Below are 19712 nucleotides of genomic sequence, written 5' to 3'. Positions count from 1 at the left end.
CAGCCGAAGATGCCGGTTGCCGCCACTGGGGAATCTTCTGGCTTTTGGGGGACGCAATCCATGAAAATCAAACATCTCGCCATTCGGAGCGCGAGCGCAGCGGCACTCGTCTCGTGCACCCTTGCCGCTGGTCTTCCGGCACCTGCTGTCGCGCAAACAACGCCCGGCGAAGTCATCTCCACAAAGGTTCCACTGGAGCAACTCGCGGCGCTTCCAGCGATGAGCAACCTGCGGCTCTCCCCCGATGGGACCAAGATCGCAGCACAACTCGGCAGCGGCAACGACTTCGTTTACGCAATCATCGATCTCCAGGATGGCGGCAAGGCGACGCCCATCGCATCTGCGGGGACTTTCAAAGAAACGGGCCAGCGCTCGGTCTTCGGCTATGAATGGTTTGATGACCGCTATCTTCTCATGACGCTTGCCTCACGTGAAAATGTGTACGGAACACGCGCCGATATTTATCGGCTAGTCGCGTTCGATACCACGAGCGGCAAGCTTCACGACGTCGGGTGGGACGACGCCATGGCGGATGCCTCGAATGTTCTCTACCGAGACAAGGAGAATAAACGAATCCTCCTGGCGCGCCAAGCGAACCGGCGTGGCGATACGGAGCGAATGTTCCTCTATCAGGTCGATTGGGTGGACGTCGCGACTGGCAAGGTCCTATCGACCGAGCAGCGCAAGAACCCCATCGTGAACGGCTGGGTGGCTGATAGCGACGGGGTGGTGCGTATGGGTGTCGCCTATGACCGCAACAGCGGCGAACAGCGTTATCTTTATCGCTCTCGTGAGAACGAGAACTTTCGTACCGTGGCGCGGGTCACTGATGAGCATTTTACCGGTAGCGGCATCCAGCCATTGGTGTTCCTCGACGAACCAGACATGGCGATCGTACGAAGCAATCACGAAGGCTATGACGCCATATACAAAGCAAACCTCTCCAACATGGAGATCGTCGAGAAGCTCTTTTCGATCGACGGTTATGACGTCAGTGGAGTGATTCCGAACGCCGAAGACAACGGCATTCTCGGGTACACCTACGCGACCGACCGCCAGTACCGTGAATATACCGATCCACGGTTCGCCCAGATCCAGGAATTCCTGCGCGAAGAGTTCGGCAAGGGAAATGCGCAGATCGTCAGTACGAACGACGCCGAAACAAGAATGATCGTGGCGCTCTCACGTCCTGCGCAACTGCCGTCTTACTACCTCTACGACGTTGAGTCGGGCAGCTTCAATCTGATCTCCTACACCCATTCCGAGCTCAAAGACGGCGTTTTGAACCCGGTCGAGATGGTTCGCTACACTGCAAGCGATGGGCTTGAGATGGAGGCTGTCGTTACGAAGCCGCGCCTGCGGTCTCAACAGAAGGATCTGCCGGTGGTCGTGCTGACCCATGGCGGGCCTTATGGTGTGCGTGACTACGCCAGCTACGATCAGTGGGCGCAAGCCATCGCGGAACAGGGTTATGTCGTCGTGCAGCCGAACTATCGCGGCTCCGGCGGGTATGGTGCGGAGTTCGTCAAGGCCGGCCGCAGCGACGGCTTCGGCACGCGGATGCAGGATGATCTCAACGACGTGGTCGATTACCTCGACGCGCAAGGTCTCGTCGACAAGGATCGCGCCTGCATGATGGGTTGGTCTTATGGCGGCTATGCTTCGGCGCGCGCAGCACAGCGCGATCCGCAACGCTGGGACTGCACGATCGCGGGAGCCGGCGTCTATGACCTGCCGCGCATGAAGCAATATGATCTAACCTACCTAGGAGAATTCGGCGCGAACTATCTCGCGGAGGGCGCATCCGCACTTGCGGATGTCTCGCCCGCCCGAAACGCGGGCGGTACGTGGTCGCCGATTCTGATCGTTCATGGCGTGCGGGATCCACGCGTTCCCATAGAGCAAGCTCGGATTCTCCGGGGTGCGCTGCAAGGTGCCGGCAAACAGGAGGGCGTCGACTTCGCCTATCTGGAACAGCCGAAGAATGGTCACTACGGCGCCTTCTTCACGAAGGAAGAGCGGCTGGAATGGTTGGGTGGCGCATCGGCCTGGTTGGCAAAGCACAACCCTTCCTACATTCCGAGCGATCCGGACTACGAGGATCGACCGCCGCTGGATCCGGCTGCCAAGAAGATGGGTGAACGATTGGGAATTGAGGATCTTTGATCTCAGCGGCGGCACACCTTTCGATCCTCGAGGTCACGGCTAAGCTTTCTTAATCGTCTCGGTGATACCAGCTCTCTTGCGGCAGGTTCGTCCGCGGCAGCCAAGGTTAACACGTGGCCAGTGCCCCTCTCGAACGCTCTGATGCGGCAGCGGTGTGCCGCCTCGCTCGCCTGTGCGTCTTCGCCGCATCTTCGTGGAACGCGTTCCAGGACCATTTCTCGCTCGCCGAGTGGGACGATCTTGCGCGGGTGGCGGCCGAGCCCAACCCGTTCTGCGAAAGCTGGAACCTGGCGCCGGCGCTCGAGCGGTTCGCCCGGGAGCGGAACGTCGCCCTGGTCTCTCTGCAGGTGTCAGGCGAGCTTTGCGGGCTCATGCCACTGGCGCGGGCAGCAAGGTACTTCGGCTACCCGCTGCCCAACATGGGCAATTGGAGCCACGACAACATGTTCGTTGGCAGTCCGCTGGTACGCAGCGGCTACGAGGAGGCGTTCTGGCGCGAGCTTTTCAGCTGGGCCGATGCGCATGCGGGCGGTGCAATGTTTCTCCATTTGGGCTGGATCGCCGAAGACGGCCCGCTGCTGCGGGCGCTGTCTCAAGTCGCGGACCGGCAGAACCGCGCGTGGGGCGTGGTGCAGCGGGAGGAACGCGCGCTGCTGCATTCCGGGCTCGGCCCGCAGGAATATCTCGAAGCAGCGATGAGCGGCAAGAAACGCAAGGAACTGCGCCGCCAGCATAAACGTCTCGCTGAAGAGGGAGAGCTGCGCTTCGAAAGGCGCGGCGACCAAGCGGACGTCGACCGCTGGATCGAAGAGTTCCTCGCGCTTGAGCAGGCCGGCTGGAAGGGCCGTAACCGGACCGCGCTCGCCGACGATTCGCGCACCTGCAACTGGTTTGCGCAGACGCTGCACGGCGCGTCGGCGCATGGCCGGCTCGAGCGGCTCACTCTCACCCTCGACGGCAAGCCGATCGCAATGCTCGCCAACTTCATCACCCCGCCCGGCGCGTTCAGCTTCAAGACCGCGTTCGACGAGCGCTTCGCGCGCTTCTCGCCCGGTGTGTTGCTCCAGCTCGAGAACCTCGATCTGCTGGAGCGCGAGGACGTGGCGTGGTGCGACAGTTGCGCGGCGGCGGACCATCCGATGATCGAGCGCATCTGGCGCGAGAAGCGCGCGATGGTGCGCGTCAACGTCGCGATCGGCGGGCCGCTGCGCCGGGCGCTGTTCCGACCGATCCTCCGCGCCGAAAGCCGCGGCAAAGCCAGAGGAGCCTGACAATGGGTGCCCATTCCGCCATCGAAGTTCCGGCCGAGGGCGCGCCCGCGCCGGTGTTCGGACCCGAGGCCCGCGCCGCGTTCGCCGCGGCATATCCCGAGACGCCGCACGTGCTGCGCCACGGGCTCGCCGCGCACGAACTGCTGACTCTCGATGCGCTGGCGGTGCTTGCGAGCCGGCTGCCCGAGCGCTCGATCGAATACAACCGCGGCGACGTTCCGATCGGTGTCGACGGCAAGCCGAGCGGCACGGGACTGTCGATCGAGGACACGATCCGCCACATCGCCAGCAGCAACAGCTGGGCCGTGCTCAAGAACGTCGAGCAAGTGCCGGAATACGAGGCCTTGCTGCTCGGCCTGCTGGACGAGATCAGGTCCGAGATCGAGGCGCGGACGGGCGCCATGCTGCGTCCGCAGGCGTTCGTATTCATCTCCAGCCCCGATGCGGTCACGCCCTACCATTTCGACCCCGAGCACAACATCTTGCTCCAGCTTGTCGGCCGCAAGACGATGACGCAGTTCCCCGCCGGCGACGCGCGGTTCGCGCCCGACGAGATCCACGAATCGTATCACGCCGGCGGCGCGCGCGAGCTGACCTGGCGCGACGAGCTGGCCGAAGGCGGACGCGCGTTCGCGCTCGGCCCAGGCGAGGCGGTGTTCGTGCCGGTCATGGCGCCGCACTTCGTCCGCAACGGCCCCGAGAGCTCGATCTCGCTGTCGATCACCTGGCGCAGCGACTGGAGCTTCGCCGAGGCCGATGCGCGCGGGTTCAACCGCCTGCTGCGGCGCGCCGGGCTCTCGCCGGCAGCTCCGGGGCGCTGGCCGGCCACGAACAAGCCGAAGGCGCTGGCGTTCCGCGCGCTGCGGCGGCTCGGCCTGGCCCGTTGACCGCGGCGCCCGCACGCCGCAAAGCGCAGCGGATGACCGATCAACCCAGCCCCGAACAGCTCGTCGCCGATCTCGTCCGCCTGCTCACCGTCGAGCGGCAGGGGGAGGACGCCTTCACCGGCCATCCGCAGAAGGACGGCGTCGGCCGCGTCTTCGGCGGGCAGGTGATCGCGCAGGGGCTGCAGGCCGCGCAGGCCAGCGCGCCGGAGGGAATGGTGGCGCACTCGCTGCACGCCTACTTCCTCCGCGGCGGGAAGGAAGGGCCGACGATCGACTACGCCATCGCGCGCGACTTCGACGGGCGGAGTTTCGCCAATCGCCGGGTCGTCGCGAGCCAGGAAGGCACGCCGATCCTGAACCTCACGGCCAGCTTCCAGCGGCCCGAGGACGGGCTTTCGCACGACGACTACGAAATGCCTGAGGCGGTGCCACCCGAGGAGTTGGCGCCCGACCTCGAACAGCGGCGCAAGTTCCTCGGCGAGATGGGTGAAGTGAGCGAGGCGCAGCGGGCGATGATGCTCCGCCCCCGCCCGATCGAGATGCGGACGGTCGACAGCCTGCACTGGATGAACAGCGATCCCCGGCCGCCCCGCGCCCGCTGCTGGTTCCGCACGGCCGCGCCGCTGCCGCCGATCGAGCACGATCCTGCCCTGCACCGCGCGGTGATCGCCTACGCCAGCGACTACACGCTGCTCGGCACCAGCGCGCTGCCGCATGGGCTGAGCTGGGCACGCGGCGAGATGATCGGCGCGAGCCTCGACCACGCGGTATGGTTCCACCGCGAGGCGCGGGCGGACGAATGGCTGCTCTACGCCACCGACAGCCCGTGGAGCGGCGGCGGACGCGGCTTCAACCGCGGCCGGATCTTCGACCGCGAGGGGCGGCTGGTCGCCAGCGTCGCGCAGGAAGGAATGATCCGCCGGCGAACACCGAAAGCTACCTGACCTCTCGGCCCCTCTACCGACACGCAGCGAACTGCCCGCTGAGCATCGCTCGATCGAACTCGCCGCCGGAACAGGCCGGATCGGCTCCCGTTGCTGGGACATGATCGATAGAAGTACCTCCCGGGAGCTCTCATCGTGAGACGGACCGTCGTCGTCACCGGCGGCAGCGCAGGCATAGGCCGTGCAACGGTCCGCGAGTTTGCACGGAACGGCGCGGACGTGGCGATTCTGGCGAGGGGCCAAGAGCGCCTGGACGCGGCGGTGCGCGAGGTGGAAGCGGCTGGATCGCGGGCGCTTGGCATCGCGGTCGACGTCGCAGATGGCCCCGCCGTGGAGGCAGCGGCGGAGCGGGTCGAGCGGGAACTCGGATCGACCGACGTCTGGGTGAACAATGCCTTTGCCGGCATCTTCTCGACTTTCATGGACATGAGCTGGGAGGAATACGAGCGTGTCACGGCGGTCACCTATTTCGGGCAGATTCACGGCACGCGCGCGGCATTGAAACGCATGCTTCCCCGCGATCGGGGCACGATCGTTCTCGTAGGCTCCGCCCTCGCCTATCGCGGTATTCCGCTGCAGTCGGCATATTGCGGCGCCAAGCACGCGCTGCAGGGCTTTCTCGATTCCATCAGACCCGAGCTCGAGCACCGCGGAAGCAAGGTCCACGTCACCATGGTGCAGCTGCCCGCCGTCAACACGCCCCAGTTCGACTGGGCGCGAGCGCGCATCGACAGGAAGCCTCGCCCGGTCGGCAAGATCTACCAGCCAGAAGCCGCCGCCCGCGCGATCCGGTTTGCAGCGGACGCACGGCGCAAGGAAGTCTGGGTCGGCAGCACGACCGTGCGGGCGATCGGAGGCGACCGGGTGGCATCGCCGCTCATCGACCACATGCTCGCGGGGAGCGGCATCTCGGGCCAGTCCTCGCCCGAGCCTCTCGAAGGAGATCGGGAGGACAATCTCTTTGAGCCGCCCCGAGGCGATCCGGGTGCGCACGGGCGCTTCGACCGCGAGGCGGTCGAGAAGAGCTGGCAGATGGCGCTCAATCGAAGGCGGAATGGCGTTCTCGCCGGCGTGGGTCTCGCGGCGGCGGCGCTGCTGATCGCCCGCGCGCGCAAATATGGCTGATCGCCCACAGGCAAACCGCCGGACTTGTGGGGCATCGTTCCAGAGGAGACTCCTGAAGATCGCACTCACCGGCGCGGCGGTAGCGGTTGTCGCGGTGGTCCTGACAAGCACCAGGCGCCACCGTGCTCGCAGGAACTGCCCCGAGGCGGTCGTCGTCATGGGGCCAAGCGGATGCGGAAAGTCGACCCTCGCCCGGGCGCTTGCGGCGTATGGCGGCTGGCCAATGCTCGAAGGCGACGATCACCACCCGCCCCGAAACAAGGCCAAGCTGGCGCGAGGCGTACCGCTGACAGAGCAGGATCGTGTTCCATTTCTCGACAGCATCGGTCGATCGATCCGTGCGTCGGCGCGGCCGGTCGTGGTGAGTTGTTCGGCCCTGCGTCGCGCCCATCGCGAGCAGTTGCGGCGCTACGCGCGCGACATACTGTTCGCCTGGGTCGACGTACCTGCCGACGAACTGGATCGGCGCATACGGCGCAGAAGCGATCATTTCATGCCCCCGTCACTTCTGGGCGATCAGCTTGAAACGCTGGAACCGCCGGCGCGGCCCGAAAGGTTCGTCCGGATAGACGGCAGGCTCTCGACGGCAGATCAGTTGCGGGTGGTGCTTTCACATCTCGAGAGCTGCCCTCGCCGGCGCGGTCGAGCGGCAGGCCGGAGCGTTTCATGGAACTGTCGCCAACAACCCGTCATTAGGTAGAGACAGGTGCAAGGAGCGGCCTTTGACGCATTGGTGGCGCGACGCAGCAATCTATCAGATCTATCCCCGTTCGTTCCAGGACACGTCGGGCGACGGCATCGGCGATCTTGCGGGCGTTCGCCATCGCCTCGGCTACTTGCGGGACCTCGGCGTGGGGGCAATCTGGCTCTCCCCCATCTTCAAGTCGCCGATGGCGGATTTCGGCTACGATATAGCCGATTATCGTGCGATCGACCCGCTGTTTGGCGACATGGACGAGTTCCAGCGCCTCCTAGACGACACGCATCGCCATGGCCTGAAACTCCTCCTCGATTTCGTGCCAAATCACACGTCGGACGAACATCCGTGGTTCGTGGAGAGTCGCTCCTCACGCGATAATCCGAAGCGCGACTGGTACATCTGGCACGATCCCGCACCGGACGGAGGTCCGCCCAACAATTGGAGGAGCAACTTCGGCGGCTCGGCGTGGACATGGGACGAGGCAACCGGGCAGTATTTCTACCATGCCTTCCTGGAGAAGCAGCCGGACCTCAACTGGCGCAATCCGCAAGTTCGCGAAGCAATGTACGATGTGCTCCGCTTCTGGCTGGACAAGGGCGTCGACGGGTTCCGCATCGATGTGATCTGGCATCTCGCCAAAGACACGCGGTTTCGCGACAATCCGCCCAATCCGGCGTGGGAGCCCGACCAACCCGAAATTCAGCGCTTTCAGCAACGGTATTCCGCCGACCAGCCCTATGTGCACGAGATCATCGCCGAGCTGCGCGAAGTCGTCGACCGCTATGTCGACCGACTTCTCATCGGCGAGATCTACCTGCCGCTGGATCGCCTCGTGACCTACTACGGCGAAAGCAACAAGGGCCTGCACCTGCCGTTCAACTTCCAGTTGATTCAAGCGCCCTGGAGGACGGAAGTCATCCGCGAGCTGATCGAAGAGTACGAAACCGCGCTTCCCGAGGGCGGATGGCCCAACTGGGTACTTTCCAATCACGACAAGCCGCGGATCGCTGCTCGGGTGGGAGAGGCACAGGCGCGGGTCGCCGCGATGCTGCTTCTCACCCTTCGCGGCACCCCGACCCTCTACTACGGCGACGAGCTGGGCATCGCCGACGTCCACGTCCCGCACGGCAGGATCAAAGACCCCTGGGCGAAGAACGAACCGGACGCGAGCTTCAATCGCGACCGGGCGCGCACACCGATGCAGTGGTCAGCGGAAGCGTTCGGCGGTTTCAGCGAAATCGAGCCGTGGCTGCCGCTGACGGACGATTACAGGACACGCAACGTCGATCGTCAGCGAGGCGACGACAGCTCCATGCTCGCCCTGCACCGCGCCCTGCTGGCGCTTCGCACGCGATTCCCCGATCTTCGGGAGGGGAACTACTGCTCGATCGACGCCGGCCCGGCGGTCCTCGCGTATCGCCGCGGCGAACGGATTGCAGTGGCCCTCAACCTGTCCGCCGAGAGCGCGTCGCTCGACCTGCCACACGAGTTCCGCCAGGGCGAAGTGCTTTTGCGCGCCTCCTCAGGAGAAAGCGGCGGAGGGATACCCAGCCGGCTCGGCGGCGACGAAGGCCTCATCATTCTCGCGCCCCCTAGCGGCGCTGAAGGTCGTACTCGATCCTGATCCGTACCCAGGCGCCCACCTGATATTGGCCCCCGAGCCGCGGAGGGCGGACCCTGAACTGCCAGGCGGCGGCCAGCACCGCGCGGTTGATGTTGGAGCCGCCGGGATACTCCTCGAGCGCGACGCAATCCTCGACGCGGAAGTCGGGCACGGTGCGGCACGCGATCAATCCCCACCCTGGGCCGCTCGCCGTTGAGAGGTATCCACGCAGTTCGTCCTCGCGCGGCTCGCGATACCACGAAGCGGCGTAGAGCGGCTCTCCGTTGGGCGCCGTGCCGACCCGCGGGGTGTCGCCGCCCGAGCCGCTGTCGGGCGGACCGATCGCAGGCCCGGCGGCAGCACGAGGCGGGGACGACGGTGCTTCGACTTTGGACAGGTCGAACGAGGACGGCGCCACCCGCACCGCCGGCGCGGGTCGCTCGGACGCCGCGGCGGGAGGCGGGCGGATCGGCTGCGGCGGCGCCTCCTCCTCCGGCTCCGCCCGCGGGCGCTCGGCCGACCTCTCCACATCTTCGCCCTCCGGTTCGGGCCCATCTTCCGCGGGCTCCGGCGTGGTTCTGGCCTGGAACCTGACCAGTGTCGTTTCGGCTTCGCCCTCGCCGGCGTCTTGCAGGCCCAGCGACAGCAGCAGGCCGATCAGCAGCAGCTCGAGCCCCAAGGCCGCGACGATCGCCAGGGCCCTGCGCTTCGGGTCCGGCCGATACTCCTCGGGTGCGAAATCAATCAACCCGAGGCCCCGCGCCGCCTTCTCGTTCATGTCCACGGACCATCCAACCTGCAGAAATGCACGTCGCCTACACCGGCACCGATGTCGCTCGAGGCGATTCACCGCTCCCTAGCACCGGAACCGGCACGGGTGATAGGACGGTCCTCGCCGCGTCGAGTTTGCCGGGCTGCAATTGCCTTGAGGGGGCAATCGGAGTATGGGCGGCTTCCTGCCCCGGTTCATGCGAAGCCCGACCTGCTTCGCGCGCCGGGGCGCCGTCATTTTTGCGCGCAAGGAATCCCCCATGGCTCGTCGCCGGCAGATCTACGAAGGCAAGGCCAAGATCCTCTACGAGGGCCCCGAGCCCGGCACACTGATCCAGTACTTCAAGGATGACGCCACTGCCTTCAACGCGCAGAAGAAGGGCACGATCAACGGCAAGGGCGTGATCAACAACCGCATCAGCGAGTATGTTTTCACCCGCCTCGCCCACATCGGTATCCCGACGCACTTCATCCGCCGGCTGAACATGCGCGAACAGCTCGTGCGCCAGGTGGAGATCGTGCCGATCGAGGTGGTCGTGCGCAACGTCGCCGCCGGCAGCATCTCCAAGCGCCTCGGGCTGGAGGAAGGCGAGCCGCTGCCGCACACGCTCATCGAATACTACTACAAGGACGATGGCCTCGGTGATCCGCTGATCGCGGAAGAGCATATCGCCTGCTTCAACTGGGCGTCCAACGAAGAGATGCAGGACATCTCCAGCATGGCGATCCGGATCAACGATTTCCTGTGCGGCATGTTCGCCGCGATCAACGTCCGTCTTGTCGACTTCAAGCTCGAATTCGGACGCATCTGGGACGGTGACTACAGCCGCCTGATCCTTGCGGACGAGATCAGCCCCGACGGCTGCCGCTTATGGGACATGGCGACGGGCGAGAAGCTCGACAAGGACCGCTTCCGCCGCGACCTTGGCGGCGAGGAGGAAGCTTACCAGGAAGTGGCCCGCCGCCTCGGCCTGCTCCAGAACGATGACGGCGGCCCCGGCGAAGTGTTCGACCTCAGCGCACATCGCGGCAAGCTACGCAGCTCGAAACCGAAGAAATAGCCGGGCCAATTCTCAGCAGAAGAGTCTTGATCGCGCTCCCCTAGCTGCAGCATGTATGCGGCAGGGGGAAATCTCATGCGTCTATCATCGAGCGTTGCCATTGCGGCGTTGATCCTGGCGGCACCCATCGCTGCCAGCACCGAGAGCGCGGAACACGACGAGGTGCTGACGGGGCCTGCGCCAAGGTGGGTCGAGCCATCGGAACCACTGCCGGTTCCCGCCGATGCAAGCGGCCTGCTGTTCACGCGGGTCCAGGACACGCTCGTCCATCTGGAGGACGAGGGCCAGCAGACCTACGTGGGGCAGCGGATCAAGATACTGCATCCGCAGGCGCTCCAGGCAGGGAATCTGGCGTTGACGTGGAACCCCGCGGCGGGGGCACCGACCGTTCACGCGCTTCGAATCTATCGCGACGGAACAGCGATCGACCTGCTGGAAAGCTCGAAGTTTGAGGTCCTCCGGCGTGAGGATCAACTCGAGATGGCCATGCTCGACGGACTACTGACCGCAACGCTGCGGGTCCCGGATCTCAGGGTAGGAGACGAACTGGAACTCGTATTCACCGTCCCGTCGCACGATCCGACTTTCGGAAGCGACAGTTTCGGCTTCCTCGCACTTGCAGATACTCCCGCGCCGGGGCGTTTCCGGCTCGGCGTTAGTTGGGACGAGGGGCAGAAGCCCAACTTCCGTGTTACCCCCGACTTCGCCGAGATAGCGAAAAACGGCGCTAACTCGCTCGAAATACACGCCGACAATCCCGGAATTCTCAACCCTCCCAAGGACGCGCCGCCGCGCTACGGTTGGCAGCGGGTCGTCGAGTACAGCGACTTCACCGATTGGCCTGACGTCTCACGGCGCACGGCCACGCTGTTCGTAACGGCCTCTCGCCTGCAGGCCGATTCAGCTGTCAAGGAGGAGGCGGCGCGCATTGCCGCCGCGCACGAGACCCAGCTCGGCAGGGCACAGGCAGCGCTTGAGCTGGTTCAGGAACAGATCCGCTATGTCTATGTCGGCCTGAACGGTGGCAACCTCACGCCTGCAACCGCCGATCAGACGTGGCAGCGCCGCTACGGAGACTGCAAGGGCAAGACGGCACTGCTGCTGGCCTTGCTCGCCGAACTCGGTATCGATGCCGAGCCGGTGCTCGCCAGCAATCAGGGGATCGACGACGGTTTCGATCAGCGTCTACCCAGCCCGGGTCTGTTCGATCACGTGCTCGTCCGCGCGAGGATCGATGGCAAGCGGTATTGGATGGATGGCACGCTGCCCAAGGTAGCGCGGGCCGGCATCGAGCCTCTCATGCCGTACCGGTGGGTTCTGCCGATCGATGCCCGCGGCGCCGAACTGGAGCGCCTATCCTGGAGACCGGCGAGTTTGCCGCTTGAGATGTCGCTCTACGAAATCGATGCACGCGCTGGCTTCGACGTGCCTGCGCGGATTGCGCAGACGACCGTTCGGCGTGGTATCGAGGGCCTGGCCCAATACGTGCAGTTTTCGGCGCTGACCAAAGACCAGCTCGAGAACATCTTCACGAGCCAGATGACCGGCGGCAGTACATGGGACGCCGTCGAGAGCGTCACATACCGATACGATCCCGCTACGCAGGCGAGTATCCTTACGCTCTCCGGAACCGGTCCTGTGGATTGGGACGACGACGGCGACGGGAAGCGCTCGCTGGCTCTTCCGGGTGGAGGCTTCAGCCCGCCGGCCCGGCGGCAGCGGGCCAAGGATCAGAACCAGGAGGCGCCCTTCTACAACGAGCCCGGCTACGATTGTCACGTAACAACCGTCCTCCTGCCGTCAGACACCGACCCGGCCGACTGGAGCTACAACTCCCGGTTCGACGACATGATGTACGGCCGGATGTACTATCGCGCTTTCGAACGGCGCGACGGTTCGATCCGCATGATCAGGGGATCACGTGTAGAGCAACGAGAGGTCGATGCGGCGACTGCCGCGCGGGATAACGCGCGACTTGCCGATTTCGACAACTCGATGGCCTGGGTGCGCTACCGCCCTGGCACAGAATCTTCTATCGAGCTGCTTCAGCCGGAGGAGGTGCCGACCGTCAGCGAGTTCGACGTGACGGGGTCGGCCAAGGCGTGCCTGCCCAATTACCTGCGGTGAAGCGATGTACGCCGCCGTAATGGCATCCAGCGTCTCTGAGCTACGGGCCGCCCGCTCCCGCTTCCTCCGCGAGGCGCTTCACCAGGGCTCGCTCGTATGTATCGGCGTAGTCTGCGCATGCCTGCGGATCGAGGAACGGATTCGGTTCCCGTTCCTGCTGGAGCCGGGCTAGCTTGACGTCTCCTTGTGAGGCTGCGGGGTGCGTGGTCAGGAGGATGTCGCAGGACAACGACCGCAGCTTGTCGAAGGTCTGCCGAAATCGCGCCGTCTCGGCTCGGTTCGCCGGTGCGGAGAATCGATAGCCCTCGGCTGCCAGCGGGTTCAGGCTCGCGGCGAACACCACGTCGGCGCACCGCCCGGATTCACAGGAGCGCCATGTCCAGCTCATCGAACCGGGCGTGTGGCCCGGCGTGGCAAGAGCCGTGATCGTGACATCCCCGAGGCGAATCTGCTCGCGATCGCCGACGATCCGTACCTGTTCTACAGGCGGAAAAGGCGGGAGCCATGCCACCTGGGGGTCATCCGGCCCGCTTCGCCCGCGGCGCAGGGTCGCGGCGGCGCGCTCGCCCGCCAGCACCGGTGCGCCCGTGTCGCGGGCAAGGGCGGCAAGCCCGCCGGAGTGATCGTAGTGCGGCTCAGTGCTGAGGATCAGCTTCACGTCGCTCAACTCGAGGCCAAGCCTGCGAATGTTGGCTTCGACCTGGGGCACGCCTTGCGGCAACCCTCCGTCCAGCAGGACGAGGCCGTCGTCAGTGCGAATCAATACGATATTCAGTCCACCGAAGCCGACGAGGTAGGTGTTTCCAAAGACGCGCACAGGGTCCTGCGGCGTGAGCCATTCGCGCGCCTTCTCGGGAGCGATGGGTTGAAGAAGAGGGTCGCTCTCGCTGTGGGCCGGTGCCGATGCGGCAATCAAAGCCCCAATCACAATCATGCCTCGCTTCATCTTTCGTTTCCCTTGGCAATCTGGAGTTCGCACGCGTGGCTGTGCCCAGCGGCTCGCCCGCCGACAAAGCATGATTTCTCGACACAGGCATGAACACAGTTCATGGCATCTCCGAATGGATCGTGCTCAACTGCCCCTGAATGCCCTGCGCGCTTTCGAAGCGGCCGCCCGACATCTGAATTTCACCCGCGCCGCCAGCGAACTGTGCGTCAGCCAAGGAGCGGTCAGCCATCAGGTCGCCCTTCTTGAACGCCGGCTGGGAACGTCGCTCTTCCGCCGTCTCCCCCGCGGCATCATGCTGACCGATGAGGGCTTGGCTCTGGTGCCGGTGGTCAGGGAGGCATTCGATCGCATTGGCGCCACTCTGGACCGTTACGCCGGTGGCCGAATTGCGGAAGCGCTGACGGTCGGCGTGGTCGGTACCTTCGCGGTGGGATGGCTGCTGGAGCGCGTCGACGAGTTCACCCGTGCACATCCGCACATCGACCTGCGCCTCATGACCAACAACAATCGGGTGGACCTCGCGGGCGAGGGCCTCGATCTCGCGATCCGCTTCGGAGACGGCGCATGGCACGGAACCCATGCGGAACGGATCATGGCGGCCCCGCTGACGCCGCTCTGCACACCTGCGATCGCAGCGCGCCTGAACGGGCCGCAGGCGCTTGGGCGGGAGAACCTGCTGCGCTCCTATCGTGCCGAGGAATGGCCGCGCTGGTTTGCGGCGGCCGGTCTCGAGTGCCCCGCCTTGCGCGGTCCGGTATTCGACAGTTCGGCTCTGATGATCGCATCGGCGCTCGCCGGTCGCGGCGTAGCACTGGCCCCGGCGGAAATGTTCGAGAACGACCTCGCGGCCGAGCGGTTGGTGAGCCCGTTCTCCGCGGAGGTCGACTGCGGCGGATACTGGCTCACGCGGATGATGTCGCGCGACGACACTCCCGCGATGCGCACCTTTCGCGATTGGCTGATGCATACCGCGCGCGAGCGATCGCCTCGATCCATAAGGTGATGGGTAGCGGCGGGGCGCACTTCGCACCCCGCCCGGCGCTATAGGCAAGTGCGCGGATGCCAACTTTTCACGGAAGGCATCTGTGGACGGCAGTCACCGTTGATGGCGCCCCTGCAAGACGTCCGGGAGCGAGGCCCACTTCGCATCGCCGGCACTGTTCTCGACCATCGCCTCGACGAAAGCCATCGTCCGGAGGCCATCCTCGATGCCGGGAAACCAGTTGGCCGCGCCGGGCGGGGGCGGATTCGTGGCACCCGCACGCAGGGCTCCCCCGAAGCTGCGGTATAGATTGGCGAATGCCTCGATATAACCCTCCGGGTGGCCAGCCGGGACGCGCAACCGCGCCATTGTCGAGGCATCGAGACCCGGGCCGCCTGCGCGGACGAGCTCGGCCGGCCGGTCGAGCCAGCGCAGCGTGAGCGTATTCGGCTCCATCTGGGACCAGTCGAGACCGCCCCTTTCGCCGTGGATGCGCAGGCGCAGCCCGTTCTCGTCACCCGCCGCGATCTGACTCGCCTTAAGGACGCCGCGCGCCCCGCCTTCGAAGCGCAACAGCGCTGCGACGTCGTCGTCGAGACGGCGGCCCGGCACATGGGCGGTTAGCTCCGCGCTCAGTTGCTCGACCCTCAGGCCGGAAACGTGCTCGGCAAGCTGAAACGCATGCGTGCCGATGTCGCCGAGGCAGCCGCCCAAGCCCGCCCGCGCGGGATCGGTGCGCCACTCGGCCTGTTTGTTGCCCTCGCGGTCGATCGGCTCGCTCAACCAGCCCTGCGAGTATTCGACCTGCACTAGCCTGATCGCGCCGAAATCGCCCCGCGCCACGCGCACGCGCGCCTCTTCGATCAGCGGGTAGCCGCTGTAGGTGAAGGCGAGGCCGTAGAGCTTGCCGCTGCGCTCGGCCGCTTTCGCGATCGCCTGCGCTTGGGCGAGGTTCAGGGCCATCGGCTTTTCAGACATGACATGAAAACCGGCCTCGAGCGCGGCGATCGCCATCGGGGCGTGCAGGTGAGTCGGTGTCACGATCGCCAGCGCTTCCATCCGCTGGTTCTCCGGCAGCGCTGCCTCGGCCGCCAGCAGCGCATCGAGCGTAGGGTACGTCCGCGCGGGGTCGAGGCCGAGCGCGTCGGCGCTTCGCCGACTACGTTCCGGGTCGCTGCTGAATGCGCCGCAGACCAGCGCGAACTCGCCGTCGAGCGCCGCCGCCATCCGGTGTACCGCCCCGATGAACGCACCCTCGCCGCCGCCGACCATGCCGTAGCGAATTTTCGAGCGTGCGTTCATCGTATTCCCCTGGCTTTCTGAATTCTGAAAAATGATTGCATAATTCGATTGTGAACGGTTACATGCCCCGACCGGCTGTTTCCAGACGGGAGAGGATAAATGAAGTTTCTTATGGGCCTCCCTCCGGTGGCCGCGATCTTGATCGTCCTGGCGCTGGCGCCCTCGACTCAGGTGCGGGCGGATCCTGCCCCCGGTGCCGGAGCCCAGGCATTCGCCGCCTGCCGCGCCTGCCATACGCTGAACGCGGGCGGCAAGAGCACCATGGGTCCCAATCTCCACGGCCTGTTCGGCCGGCAGGCGGGCTCGGTCCCCGGGTTCAACTATAGCCCGGCGCTCAAGGCGTCGAAGATCCGCTGGGACGAGAAGACCCTCAACGAATATCTGGCCGCGCCGACCAAGAAGGTTCCGGGCACGCGGATGTTCGCCAAGGTTGCCGATCCGGCACGCCGTGCTGCACTGATCGACTATCTCAAGGCCGAAACGGCCAAGTGATTCGGAAAGGGGCGGCGGCATGAAGGGCCCGGCAGTTTTTCTCGCGCAGTTCATGAGCGACTCCGCGCCGTTCGACACGCTGCCCTCCGCCGCCCGATGGATGGCCGAGGCCGGCTATGTCGGGATCCAGGTTCCGACCACCGACAGCCGCTGCATGGATCTGCGCCTCGCGGCTGAGAGCCAGGACTACTGCGACGAACTCGCCGGTACCTGCCGCGAGGCGGGAGTCGAGATCACAGAGCTGTCGACCCATTTGCAGGGCCAGCTGGTCGCGGTTCACCCGGCCTACGATGTGGCATTCGACGGCTTCGCGCCCGAGGCGGTGCGGGGCAAGCCGGCCGAGCGACAGGCATGGGCCGTGGAGCAGCTCCATCTCGCCGCCAAGGCGAGCCGGCGGCTGGGCCTCAAGGCGCATGCGACGTTCTCGGGCGCGCTCGCCTGGCCGTACCTCTATCCGTGGCCGCAGCGCCCGGCTGGGCTGGTCGAGGAGGCATTTGCCGAGCTCGCCAAGCGCTGGCGACCCATACTGGATGCGTTCGAGGAACAGGGCGTCGATCTCGCCTACGAGATTCATCCCGGCGAGGATCTGCACGACGGCGTCACGTTCGAGCGCTTCCTCGCCGCCGTTGACGACCACCCGCGCGCCAGCATCCTTTACGATCCAAGCCACTACGTGCTGCAGGCGCTCGACTACCTCGAGTTCATCGACATCTATCACGAGCGCATCCGGATGTTTCACGTCAAGGATGCCGAGCTCAACCCGAACGGTCGCTCGGGCGTTTACGGCGGCTACCAGGACTGGGTGAACCGGCCGGGCCGCTTCCGCTCGCTGGGCGACGGGCAGGTGGATTTCTCGGGCATCTTCTCGAAGCTGACGCAGTACGGCTACGACGGCTGGGCGGTGCTGGAGTGGGAGTGCTGCCTGAAGCACCCCGAGGACGGCGCCCGCGAAGGCGCACCGTTCATCGCCGCGCACATGATCCGCCAGCCCGAACGCGCGTTCGACGATTTCGCCGCAGGCAGCGATCCCGCGCTCAATCGCGCGCTGTTGGGACTGGATTGACGACCCGCAAGAGCGGGCAAGAACGAGACGATTGGGAGGGAGCGCCGGATGGTCGCGACATTGAATAAGGGAAGGCTGTTCTGGCTGGGCGTCCTCGCCCTGTTCACGGCCGCATCGAGCCTCGCGATCCGCGGCGCGATCGCCAGCGGGCTCAAGGCCGAATGGATCGATCCGATCGCTCCGCTGCAGGCGGGCGAACTGCTTGCCGCCGCGCTGGGAGCGGCGTTCCTCAGCTTCGCGATCACCCTGTTCGTCGCCAGCGCCTTCCTCGACCAGATCGGCATGAAGGGGTGTCTGCTGGGTGCGGGCCTGTGCTTCCTCGTCGGCCCGCTGCTGATCATCACTGCGGGTGACGTCGCCACCGGGATGACTGTCTATACCCTCGTCTGGCTCGGCATGCTCCTCAGCGGCATAGGCTGGGGGCTGACCGAAGCGGCGATCAATCCCCTGACGGCGCAGCTTTATCCCGAAGACACGACGCACCGACTCAACGTGCTGCATGCCTGGTTTCCGGGCGGGATCATCGTCGGCGGACTTGCCGGGTTCTTCCTGTCCGCCACCCTGCCGTGGCAAGGCATCATGGCACTGGTGATGATCCCCGCGCTGGCAACGGTCCTGATCGCGGCAACCACGACCTTCCCGCCGCCGCTGCGCAGCGAAAGCGGCGTGACGTTCGGCGAGATGGTGAGCGAGGTTTTCCGCCGTCCCAGCTTCTTCATCTGGTTCGGCGCGATGTTCCTGACCGCCGCGTCCGAGCTCGCGCCGGGCCAGTGGATCGACGTTGCGCTGTCGAACCGCGTCGGCATGCGCGGCATCCTGCTGCTGGTCTACGTGAACGCGCTGATGTTCGTGTTCCGCCATTTCGCCGGCCGGCTGGCCAACAAAATTTCCAATCCGGGGCTCCTCTGGGTCTCCAGCCTGCTCGCCGCGATCGGGCTGTTCATGCTGAGCCAGGCGCAGTCGCCGGCCGCGGCGATCCTCGCCTCCACCGTCTGGGGACTGGGCGTGTGCGTAATGTGGCCGACGATGCTCGCGTCCGTCGCCGAGCGTTATCCTCGCGGGGGTTCGTGGGCCCTGGGGCTGGTCGGATCGGCCGGCGCCCTCGCCAGCTTCTTCGTCCTGCCGCAGCTGGGCGCGATGTTCGATGAAGCCAAGATCGAATTCGCCGGCGGTCCCGAAGCGTTCGCCCGGCTGACCGGCGCGGCCAAGCTGGCCGTGGAGGACGCGGCGGCATCGGTCTCGTTCCAGCGGCTGGCGGTCCTGCCGGTGATCCTGCTGGTGGTGTTCGGCGTCATCTGGCTGCGCGAGCGCGGCAAGTCGCGGGCCATGCTCGCAGGCGAAGCGGCGTGAACCTGTCGCGCCGCACGGTGCTGGTCGGCGGTGCGGCCGCCACTGCCGCGGCGGCGGCGATGAGCAGCGGCGCCTCCGCGCAGAACGCCGCCCATTTCTCGCTCGGCTACGCGCCGCACGAAGGCAGCTTCAGGAGCCGCGGCAACCGGCTCGAACAGATCGCCTATGCCGCCGACATGGGCTTCACCGCCTGGGAGGACAACGAGGCCGCGGGCCGCTCGGTCGCTGAGCAGACCGCCATGGCGAACGCGCTTCAGCAGCGCGGCATGACCATGGGCGTGTTCGTCGCGAGCATGCCGCGATGGAGCGATTTCCGCCCGGTGCTCGGCGCCGACGACGATTCCGACCGCCAGGCCTTCCTCACCGACATCCGCGCTTCGGTCGACGTCGCCAAGCGGCTCAACGCGAAGTGGATGACGGTCGTCCCCGGCTTCCTCGACCGCAAGCTGCCGGCCGAGATCCAGACCGGCCGGATCGTGGACACGATGCGCCGCGCGGCGGAAATCATCGAGCCGCACGGGCTGGTCATGGTGATGGAGCCGCTCAACACATTGGTGAACCACCCGGGTGTGTTCCTGCGGACCATCCCCCAGGGCTTTGCCGTCGCCCGGGGTGCGGACAGCCCGGCGGTGAAGGTCCTTGCCGATCTCTACCACGAGCAGATCCAGGCCGGGAACCTGATCAACACGATGGCGGCCTGCTGGGACGAGATCGGCTATATCCAATTCGGCGACAATCCGGGGCGCGACGAGCCCGGCACAGGCGAGATCAACTACCGCAACGTCGTCCGCTGGCTGCGCGCGAAGAAATTCGCGGGCGTGATCGGCATGGAACACGGCAATTCGATCGAAGGCCGCGCGGGCGAGGAGCGGCTGGTCGCCGCCTATCGCGCGATCGACGCGGCATGAGGAGGAAACGA

17 protein-coding genes are annotated in these 19712 nt (G+C 65.7%); 14 read left to right on the top strand and 3 right to left on the bottom strand.

Annotated elements, in window-relative coordinates:
* The first annotated feature begins 60 nt into the window (after nucleotides 1-60).
* The 7 genes from ETX26_RS03815 (at nucleotide 61) to ETX26_RS03785 (ending at nucleotide 8717) form a co-directional block, all read left to right on the top strand.
* A complete protein-coding gene (locus ETX26_RS03815) occupies nucleotides 61-2166 on the top strand; it encodes an alpha/beta hydrolase family protein (protein ID WP_165271684.1) in 2106 nt (701 codons plus the stop codon).
* 113 nt (nucleotides 2167-2279) lie between these two features.
* Entirely contained in the window at nucleotides 2280-3437 is a 1158-nt protein-coding gene (locus tag ETX26_RS03810) for a GNAT family N-acetyltransferase (RefSeq protein ID WP_225425493.1), read from the top strand.
* Nucleotides 3438-3439: 2 nt separating this feature from the next.
* The gene (locus ETX26_RS03805) at nucleotides 3440-4324 is read left to right on the top strand and encodes a cupin domain-containing protein (protein WP_129523339.1); all 885 of its coding nucleotides are present in this window, start codon (nucleotides 3440-3442) and stop codon (nucleotides 4322-4324) included.
* A gap of 32 nt (nucleotides 4325-4356) precedes the next feature.
* Nucleotides 4357-5268, top strand: coding sequence for an acyl-CoA thioesterase (locus ETX26_RS03800; protein WP_129523338.1), 912 nt, complete (start codon nucleotides 4357-4359; stop codon nucleotides 5266-5268).
* 135 nt (nucleotides 5269-5403) lie between these two features.
* The gene (locus ETX26_RS03795; protein WP_129523337.1) at nucleotides 5404-6393 is read left to right on the top strand and encodes an SDR family oxidoreductase; all 990 of its coding nucleotides are present in this window, start codon (nucleotides 5404-5406) and stop codon (nucleotides 6391-6393) included.
* A complete protein-coding gene (locus ETX26_RS03790) occupies nucleotides 6386-7093 on the top strand; it encodes a gluconokinase (RefSeq protein WP_225425492.1) in 708 nt (235 codons plus the stop codon). Before ETX26_RS03795 ends, ETX26_RS03790 begins: the two co-directional genes overlap by 8 nt.
* 22 nt (nucleotides 7094-7115) lie before the next feature.
* The gene (locus tag ETX26_RS03785) at nucleotides 7116-8717 is read left to right on the top strand and encodes an alpha-amylase family glycosyl hydrolase (protein WP_129523336.1); all 1602 of its coding nucleotides are present in this window, start codon (nucleotides 7116-7118) and stop codon (nucleotides 8715-8717) included.
* Here the strand turns inward: ETX26_RS03785 and ETX26_RS03780 are convergent.
* Nucleotides 8686-9474 (bottom strand): hypothetical protein, encoded by a 789-nt coding sequence (locus ETX26_RS03780; RefSeq protein WP_129523335.1) that lies wholly within the window; start codon nucleotides 9472-9474, stop codon nucleotides 8686-8688. The two genes, ETX26_RS03785 and ETX26_RS03780, sit on opposite strands and share 32 nt — an antisense overlap.
* Before the next feature lie 253 nt (nucleotides 9475-9727).
* Here ETX26_RS03780 and purC point away from each other — a divergent pair, with 253 nt between their 5' ends.
* On the top strand, nucleotides 9728-10528 hold the full coding sequence (gene purC / locus ETX26_RS03775) for a phosphoribosylaminoimidazolesuccinocarboxamide synthase (RefSeq protein ID WP_129523334.1): 801 nt from the start codon (nucleotides 9728-9730) through the stop codon (nucleotides 10526-10528).
* 75 nt (nucleotides 10529-10603) lie between these two features.
* Complete coding sequence (locus ETX26_RS03770; RefSeq protein WP_225425491.1) at nucleotides 10604-12655, top strand: DUF3857 domain-containing protein; 2052 nt, start codon at nucleotides 10604-10606, stop codon at nucleotides 12653-12655.
* Nucleotides 12656-12695: 40 nt separating this feature from the next.
* On the opposite strand, the gene bla is transcribed toward ETX26_RS03770, so the two are convergent.
* The gene (bla, locus tag ETX26_RS03765) at nucleotides 12696-13601 is read right to left on the bottom strand and encodes a subclass B3 metallo-beta-lactamase (protein WP_129523333.1); all 906 of its coding nucleotides are present in this window, start codon (nucleotides 13599-13601) and stop codon (nucleotides 12696-12698) included.
* Between the two features lie 115 nt (nucleotides 13602-13716).
* Here bla and ETX26_RS03760 point away from each other — a divergent pair, with 115 nt between their 5' ends.
* Nucleotides 13717-14607, top strand: coding sequence for a LysR family transcriptional regulator (locus ETX26_RS03760; RefSeq protein WP_129523332.1), 891 nt, complete (start codon nucleotides 13717-13719; stop codon nucleotides 14605-14607).
* A gap of 93 nt (nucleotides 14608-14700) precedes the next feature.
* Here ETX26_RS03760 and ETX26_RS03755 read toward each other — a convergent pair whose 3' ends face one another.
* Nucleotides 14701-15888 carry a Gfo/Idh/MocA family protein gene (locus tag ETX26_RS03755; RefSeq protein ID WP_129523331.1) on the bottom strand — a complete coding sequence of 396 codons (1188 nt, stop codon included), beginning with the start codon at nucleotides 15886-15888 and terminating at the stop codon, nucleotides 14701-14703.
* Between the two features lie 99 nt (nucleotides 15889-15987).
* Here ETX26_RS03755 and ETX26_RS03750 point away from each other — a divergent pair, with 99 nt between their 5' ends.
* The 4 genes from ETX26_RS03750 to ETX26_RS03735 are packed head-to-tail and all read left to right on the top strand — an operon-like array spanning nucleotide 15988 to nucleotide 19701.
* Nucleotides 15988-16380, top strand: coding sequence for a c-type cytochrome (locus ETX26_RS03750; RefSeq protein WP_129523330.1), 393 nt, complete (start codon nucleotides 15988-15990; stop codon nucleotides 16378-16380).
* A gap of 19 nt (nucleotides 16381-16399) precedes the next feature.
* On the top strand, nucleotides 16400-17443 hold the full coding sequence (locus ETX26_RS03745) for a sugar phosphate isomerase/epimerase family protein (protein WP_129523329.1): 1044 nt from the start codon (nucleotides 16400-16402) through the stop codon (nucleotides 17441-17443).
* Nucleotides 17444-17503: 60 nt separating this feature from the next.
* Nucleotides 17504-18793 carry an MFS transporter gene (locus tag ETX26_RS03740; protein ID WP_225425490.1) on the top strand — a complete coding sequence of 430 codons (1290 nt, stop codon included), beginning with the start codon at nucleotides 17504-17506 and terminating at the stop codon, nucleotides 18791-18793.
* A complete protein-coding gene (locus ETX26_RS03735) occupies nucleotides 18790-19701 on the top strand; it encodes a hydroxypyruvate isomerase family protein (RefSeq protein WP_129523327.1) in 912 nt (303 codons plus the stop codon). Before ETX26_RS03740 ends, ETX26_RS03735 begins: the two co-directional genes overlap by 4 nt.
* Nucleotides 19702-19712: the final 11 nt, after the last annotated feature.

Origin of the sequence: Pelagerythrobacter rhizovicinus (assembly GCF_004135625.1) — a bacterium.
GTDB lineage: Bacteria > Pseudomonadota > Alphaproteobacteria > Sphingomonadales > Sphingomonadaceae > Pelagerythrobacter > Pelagerythrobacter rhizovicinus.
The sequence above is the reverse complement of the archived record's forward strand: the minus strand, read 5'-3'. Positions and strand labels throughout refer to the sequence as shown.